The organism is Microcystis sp. LE19-10.1B (assembly GCF_027530565.1).
In the GTDB taxonomy this organism is placed as follows: domain Bacteria; phylum Cyanobacteriota; class Cyanobacteriia; order Cyanobacteriales; family Microcystaceae; genus Microcystis; species Microcystis aeruginosa.
Genome location: NZ_JAPZQM010000395.1, coordinates 1 through 6,111 on the forward strand (window position 1 = coordinate 1; position 6,111 = coordinate 6,111).

Below are 6,111 nucleotides of genomic sequence, written 5' to 3' on the forward strand. Positions count from 1 at the left end.
CTTCGCTCGAAATAACTAATTATTTCTCCAAACCAGTTTCGGATTGTTTGACAACTCTTAGTAAAAACACTGGAGGATTTTGCCAACCATTCCGAGATGGATAGCATTCCCTCTGTCGGATTCTCTGAGGTTTCATAAATCTTTCTAAATTCTTCCTTTAATTCCTGCATCTTTTTCAAATTTGGGAATTTTTCTGGCTCTTCGGTTTGTGTTATGCAATGGACGGGGGTTATAAGGGATGGAACCCTTATATAGAAAGGCATTTAGCGATTTTTGTCAATTGTTTTTATCTAGAGCGAACTAATCAATTAAGTCTCTTGCCAGATAAGGATTTAGTCGATTTATGCCCCCCTATCGAACCATAACAAGCAACGAAGAGCCTAATCTTGCTTGATCTTTTGATCACTTTTCTACTAAAATATCTGCTGAAATCCCATTACTCAATTAACCTAATTATCTACTGCCATGTTAACAAAAATTATTCTCGGTTTACTTTGGTTATGCTTCGGATTATACGCTTTTTTACTAGCACCCCCCGACCAACCAGATACAATAAATTTAATTATCAATCTTTCCACTGGCAAATGGCAAGATATCAACCCGTTAATTATCGCTCTTTTCAACCTGATGGGAGTTTGGCCACTTATCTACACTAGCCTTTTAATTATCGATGGTCGTGACCAAAAAATCATCGCTTGGCCCTTTACTTTTGCCTCCTTTGCTGTGGGTGCTTTCGCTATTTTACCCTATCTAACTCTCCGTCAACCCAACAGCAATTTTACCGGTAAAAAAAATCTGGTCATTAAACTTCTAGACTCACCTTGGTTGGGAGTAATTGCCCTAATTACTGCGGCAATTTTAATCGCTTACGGATTAATTAACGGCAATTGGTCTGATTTTTGGTATCAGTGGCAAACTAGCCGTTTTATTCATGTTATGAGTTTAGATTTCTGTCTTTTAACCCTATTATGTCCAATTTTGCTGCAAGATGATCTAACCCGACGGGGATTAAAAAATCCTTTCCTGTTGCCGGTAGTTTCCCTTTTGCCTCTAATCGGTCCGGCAATTTATTTAATTATTCGTCCTCGCTTAGGGGAGAATTAAGGGTAAATTGTCTTGAGCAAACTTAACCATTTCTTGACAGGAGAAGTTCATATTTAACAGAAATTATGCTGAGGTTCCTCTAAAATATGAGGAAAGAGATTAATGTCCAGATTAGAAGGAGTGTTTAACCTTGTTAGAGAGTCAAAAACCACCTCGGATTTACTGCTTTCAAGCTGATTATCTTGCCTCCCAACAATTTAACCCCCAAGAGATTCCCGCTTGGTTATCCTTAGAGGTAAACTGGCAGGGTTATAGAATTCATACCCTACCCTGGGTAGCAGACGTAGCTAGGGTATTAGGATTATTAGCGATCGAAGATACCCCCCAAGGGTGGCAAGATTATTTAGAAAGCTTGGGATTAGCCAAAATTAGGTTAATGGACAGCGAGGAGTTTTTTGAGGATAAATCTTTATCGGGATGTTAGAAATGCCCTATAATTGGCAGTTTAGTGATGATTCTACCAGTCAATTTATGCCTTATAAACTACTCTTCGTCTGTTTAGGAAATATCTGTCGTTCTCCCGCTGCCGAGAATATCATGACTTATCTGATTGAACAAGAAGGATTAGGCAATAAAATCCTCTGTGATTCTGCGGGTACTGCCGGTTATCATATCGGTTCTCCTCCCGATTCTCGCATGAATACGGCGGCCAAAAAACGCGGTATTCCTTTGCAAGGGACAGCTAGACAATTTACCCGCGAGGATTTCGAGAATTTTGATCTAATCCTAGCCATGGATAAAGCCAATTATCAAGATATTTTATCCCTAGATCGGACAGGAAAATATCAAGAAAAGGTCAAGTTAATGTGTGACTATGCTCGTTATCACCCAGAAAAAGAAGTTCCCGATCCCTACTACGGTGGTCGTGAAGGTTTTGAACGCGTAATCGAGCTACTTTTAGACTCCTGTGGCAGTCTTTTGGAGGAAGTAAAAAACAAAATTTAAGTTTTTTATTTCAGCTAATCGATTAGTCTATGTTCGAGGGAAAAACGAACCAATTCGGCGCGATTATTAGTAGTTGTTTTTCTGAGTAAACTACTAACATATTTCTCGATCGTGCGAGAACTAAGATGCAGTTTTTGCCCAATTTCACTGTTAGAAAGTCCCCGGGCTAAATGTTCTAACACTTCCCGCTCGCGATTAGTTAACTTAAAATCGTCCTGTAAAGAAGAAGTTAAAACATCCCTAGTTTTGGGGCTTTCTTCTGGTTTTAATTTCTGATATTGACGTTCACTTTGCACCATTTGCGATCGCTCTAAAAGATTGCGAATAACTGCTTTTAATTCCTCCATCTCAAAAGGTTTAGGAAGATAGATATCACAACCCACTTGATAACCGCGGATTCTTTCCTCTGTTGACCCTCTTTCGGTTAAAAAAATTACTGGTAATAACCTAAATTCTGGCTGTTGCCGCACCTTAGTCACCAAAGAATAACCGTCTAAACGCGGCATTTTGATATCCGATACCAAAAGATGGGGATGATAGGTATCCAATAAATTCAAAGCTTCCAAACCATTACTCGCCGCTACCACACTATAACCTGCTAATTCTAAATAGTCTTTGACCGCTAGGCGGATACCGGGGTCATCATCGGCAATTAGAATCAAAAGAGGCATAGAAATTAACAGGACAAGGTTTTTTCGGTATTAATAGCCTAGCACCCTCCGCTCGTCACAATTGTCCATCAAGCTACAGAGGCCGTTTTAACTGATATTATACTAGCAGTTAGCTATCAGCCTTTTCAGTGATCAGTGATCAGTAATCAGTAATCAGTAATCAGATGTGAGTTTTCAGCTTTTTTCTCCTCCTCTCCCCACTCCCCCACTTCCCCACTTCCCCACTCCCCCAACCCCTTTTTTACTTTGAAGATCATTTTTGAGTTATACCGTTTCTCATAAGTATGAAGTATAACTGGATTGGGCATCGTCTCCTGATTCCTGACTCCTGACTTCTGGCTCCTGACTCCCGAAACCGACAACTTTGTACCTCACTATTAAGATAATTGCCATAACATGACAGATTATTTGGTTTCCCTGACAATTTGGGCGGGTATTTACGCGATTTTTGCCCTCGGTTTAAATCTACAATGGGGATTTACTGGCTTAATTAACTTTGGTCACGTTGCTTTTGCCACTTTAGGGGCTTATGCAACGGTTTTATTGACTTTACAGGGTGTACCGATGATTTTTGCCGCCATTGTCGGGGCGATCCTAGGGGCATTGTTGGGATTGGCGATCGGTTTTTCCACCCTGAGATTAAGAGCCGATTATCTAGCAATTGTCACCATCGGGGTATCTGAGTTAATTCGTTTACTGGTGCTTAACGAGGATTGGTTAACGAAAGGCAGTTTCGGACTACAACGTTATCCCCTACCTTTGGATATAAATCCCAGTTTTCCCGTCAAATTATTAATTATTGCCCTGTTTACCCTGCTTGCTATCTTTGCTCTCTGGCAATTGGGGCGCAATCTGCAACGACAATGGCGCGAAGCGGGGCAAATTAGCGGCAAAAGCTATCAACCGACGCAAAAGAGGGCTTTAATCTTTTGGGGGTCGTTAGGGGCGATAATCCTGCTTTTTCTGTATATAAACGGCGTAATTGCCTTGAATGACTATAATTACAAAGCGGGGCTGATGGTGGTAGTTTTAGTCCTCCTCGCTCTCGTTTATACTGGTTTAGAATTACTTTTACGATCGCCTTGGGGACGCATCCTCAAAGCTATCCGGGAAGATGAAGAAATTCCCCGGGCTTTAGGAAAAAATGTCTTTTGGTATAAGTTACAATCTTTGATGTTAGGCGGTGCGATCGCTGGTTTAGCTGGGGCTTTTTTAGCATGGCAATTAACCACTATTTACCCGACTAATTTTGAACCATTATTGACTTTTAACGCTTGGATTATTATCATTCTCGGTGGCTCTGGTAGCAATGCTGGCACCTTACTAGGAGCAGTAATTTTCTGGGCTTACGATTCCCTGACTCGCTTTATTTTGCCCCAATTAGATATTTTTAATGATAGCCAATTAGGGGCTTTACGGATTATGATTATCGGTCTGCTGCTCATGGTTTTAATGATCTGGCGACCCCAGGGTATCCTCGGCAAAAAAGAGGAGTTAACTTTGGGAAAATAATTTCAGTTATCAGTTATCAGTTATCAGTTATCAGTTATCAGTTATCAGTTATCAGTTATCAGTTATCAGTTCATCGATTACTCTTCACTGAAAACACTTCCCACTTCATAATTCATAATTCATAATTCATAATTTATATATGTTACTTTCTGCCAAAGGATTATCGAAAAGTTTTGGGGGCATTCGCGCCGTCAATAATGCTTATTTGGATGTGCCGCAGGGCAGCATCACCGGGTTAATCGGGCCAAATGGAGCCGGCAAAACCACACTTTTTAACCTTTTATCTAATTTTATTCGCCCAGATAAAGGGGAAGTTTTTCTTGATGGTCAGCCGATTCATCAGCTGCCTCCCTATCAAATTGCCCTAAAAGGATGTGTGAGAACTTTTCAAGTCGCCAGGGTATTATCCCGATTAACGGTGTTAGAAAATATGCTCTTAGCTAGTCCGGGGCAAACGGGAGAAAATTTTCTCAAAGTCTGGTTTCAGGGGGCAAAAATTCGCCAACAGGAACAGGAAAATCGTGCCAAAGCTTTGGACCTATTAGATTCGATTGGTCTAGGGGAGAAAGCGCAGGATTATGCGGGAGCTTTATCGGGAGGACAGCGTAAATTATTAGAGATTGGCCGAGTGCTAATGACCGAGCCAAAATTAATTTTATTAGATGAACCAGCCGCCGGAGTTAATCCCACTTTAATCGCTCAAATCAACGACCATATTATCGAGTGGAATCGTCAGGGAATTACCTTTTTAATTATCGAGCATAATATGGATGTGATTATGTCCCTTTGTCACCACGTTTGGGTATTAGCAGAAGGGACAAATTTAGCCGATGGCATTCCCAGCGAAATCCAAAAAAACGAGCGGGTTTTAAAGGCTTATTTAGGAGACTAAAGCTAATTTTTGCACCTGTTCAACAAAGTTAGCCAGAATTTTTAAGCCATTAGTCGAGGATTTTTCTGGGTGAAACTGCACCGCTACCAAACGATCACGAGCGATCGCTGCCGTCACCGTTTGACTGCCGTGGCTGACGGTGGCGGCAGTTACATGACTATCAAGGGGATCAACATAATAGGAATGGACAAAATAGACGTGAGGATGCGGGGGTAATCCCTGCCAAAGAGCATGATCCGGCTGGGTGAAGTCTAATTGATTCCAACCCATGTGGGGAATGGTAATGCCAGGTTCCGAGCGAAAACGGCGCACTGTCCCCGGAATAATCCCTAAACCCGCCTCTTGTCCTTCCTCCGATGAGTCAAAGAGAATTTGTAAACCGAGACAGATGCCAAGGAAGGGTTTACCATTAGCGATCGCCGCTTTGAGCGGTTTTTCTAGATGACGGCTGCGAATTTGCCGGACAGCAGGATCAAAAGAACCGACTCCGGGTAAGACAATAGCGTCAGCTTTTTCGAGATCGAGGGGAGAATCGGTAATTTTCGGCACTGCACCCACGGTTTCCAGTCCTTTACAGGCAGAGTGCAGATTTCCCATGTCATAATCGATGACAGCGATTAAGGTCATTGCTATATACTGATCAGGCGATGACCTTATTTTAGAGCAATCACGCAGAACGAACCACAGAGACACAAAGGACACAAAGATCGATCACTACTATATAGGGTTTGCTGAAAAAGCTTTTCCTGGGGGCAGGGTGTGGGGTGTGGGGTGTGGGGTGTGGGGTTTTACCGATTTTGAGGTAGTCAGTTGCCTAATTTTCAGGGAAAAAGTACCTGAATTTTGCCCCCGATCCCCGCAATGGCTGGCACTTTTTGAGGGAAAAAAAGTCTAAAAGTCTTATCCAACAAGGTTTAACGATGTATCTGTTTGTAACTGAAGAGCCTCAAAATCTTTGTGGACAATGCTTTGAGAGGGATTGTTCCC

Annotated in this window: 8 protein-coding genes and 1 pseudogene; 6 read left to right on the plus strand and 3 right to left on the minus strand. The window is 41.9% G+C overall.

The window, feature by feature from the left end:
• A pseudogene (locus O9332_RS14325) lies at positions 1–194 on the minus strand (transposase); the annotation flags it as partial.
• A 24-nt stretch (positions 195–218) separates the two neighbouring features.
• Here O9332_RS14325 and O9332_RS14330 point away from each other — a divergent pair.
• The 4 genes from O9332_RS14330 to O9332_RS14345 all read left to right on the plus strand — a co-directional run bounded on the left by O9332_RS14330 (position 219) and on the right by O9332_RS14345 (position 2,049).
• Positions 219–365: a hypothetical protein gene (locus tag O9332_RS14330; RefSeq protein WP_288026108.1), complete on the plus strand. Its 147-nt coding sequence runs from the start codon at positions 219–221 to the stop codon at positions 363–365.
• A gap of 100 nt (positions 366–465) precedes the next feature.
• Entirely contained in the window at positions 466–1,104 is a 639-nt protein-coding gene (locus O9332_RS14335) for a DUF2834 domain-containing protein (protein ID WP_288026110.1), read from the plus strand.
• A 130-nt stretch (positions 1,105–1,234) separates the two neighbouring features.
• A complete protein-coding gene (locus tag O9332_RS14340; protein ID WP_002733401.1) occupies positions 1,235–1,528 on the plus strand; it encodes a hypothetical protein in 294 nt (97 codons plus the stop codon).
• Positions 1,529–1,530: 2 nt separating this feature from the next.
• A complete protein-coding gene (locus tag O9332_RS14345) occupies positions 1,531–2,049 on the plus strand; it encodes a low molecular weight protein-tyrosine-phosphatase (RefSeq protein WP_043999260.1) in 519 nt (172 codons plus the stop codon).
• A 14-nt stretch (positions 2,050–2,063) separates the two neighbouring features.
• Here O9332_RS14345 and O9332_RS14350 read toward each other — a convergent pair whose 3' ends face one another.
• Positions 2,064–2,720 (minus strand): response regulator transcription factor, encoded by a 657-nt coding sequence (locus O9332_RS14350; protein WP_002742402.1) that lies wholly within the window; start codon positions 2,718–2,720, stop codon positions 2,064–2,066.
• Between the two features lie 396 nt (positions 2,721–3,116).
• Here O9332_RS14350 and O9332_RS14355 point away from each other — a divergent pair, with 396 nt between their 5' ends.
• Both O9332_RS14355 and O9332_RS14360 read left to right on the plus strand, forming a co-directional pair.
• Entirely contained in the window at positions 3,117–4,232 is a 1,116-nt protein-coding gene (locus O9332_RS14355) for a branched-chain amino acid ABC transporter permease (RefSeq protein WP_002761333.1), read from the plus strand.
• 139 nt (positions 4,233–4,371) lie between these two features.
• Complete coding sequence (locus O9332_RS14360; RefSeq protein ID WP_002761336.1) at positions 4,372–5,124, plus strand: ABC transporter ATP-binding protein; 753 nt, start codon at positions 4,372–4,374, stop codon at positions 5,122–5,124.
• Here the strand turns inward: O9332_RS14360 and hisH are convergent.
• Positions 5,113–5,751 (minus strand): imidazole glycerol phosphate synthase subunit HisH, encoded by a 639-nt coding sequence (gene hisH / locus O9332_RS14365; RefSeq protein ID WP_288026114.1) that lies wholly within the window; start codon positions 5,749–5,751, stop codon positions 5,113–5,115. The genes O9332_RS14360 and hisH overlap by 12 nt on opposite strands.
• Between the last annotated feature and the right edge of the window lie 360 nt (positions 5,752–6,111).

Excerpts from the sequence above, each read along its gene's own strand:
- O9332_RS14330 (WP_288026108.1), top strand. The coding sequence starts at position 219 with ATGGACGGGGGTTATAAGGGATGGAACCCTTATATAGAAAGGCATTTA.
- O9332_RS14335 (WP_288026110.1), top strand. The coding sequence starts at position 466 with ATGTTAACAAAAATTATTCTCGGTTTACTTTGGTTATGCTTCGGATTA.
- O9332_RS14345 (WP_043999260.1), top strand. The coding sequence starts at position 1,531 with ATGCCCTATAATTGGCAGTTTAGTGATGATTCTACCAGTCAATTTATG.
- O9332_RS14350 (WP_002742402.1), bottom strand. The coding sequence starts at position 2,720 with ATGCCTCTTTTGATTCTAATTGCCGATGATGACCCCGGTATCCGCCTA.
- O9332_RS14355 (WP_002761333.1), top strand. The coding sequence starts at position 3,117 with ATGACAGATTATTTGGTTTCCCTGACAATTTGGGCGGGTATTTACGCG.
- O9332_RS14360 (WP_002761336.1), top strand. The coding sequence starts at position 4,372 with ATGTTACTTTCTGCCAAAGGATTATCGAAAAGTTTTGGGGGCATTCGC.
- hisH (WP_288026114.1), bottom strand. The coding sequence starts at position 5,751 with ATGACCTTAATCGCTGTCATCGATTATGACATGGGAAATCTGCACTCT.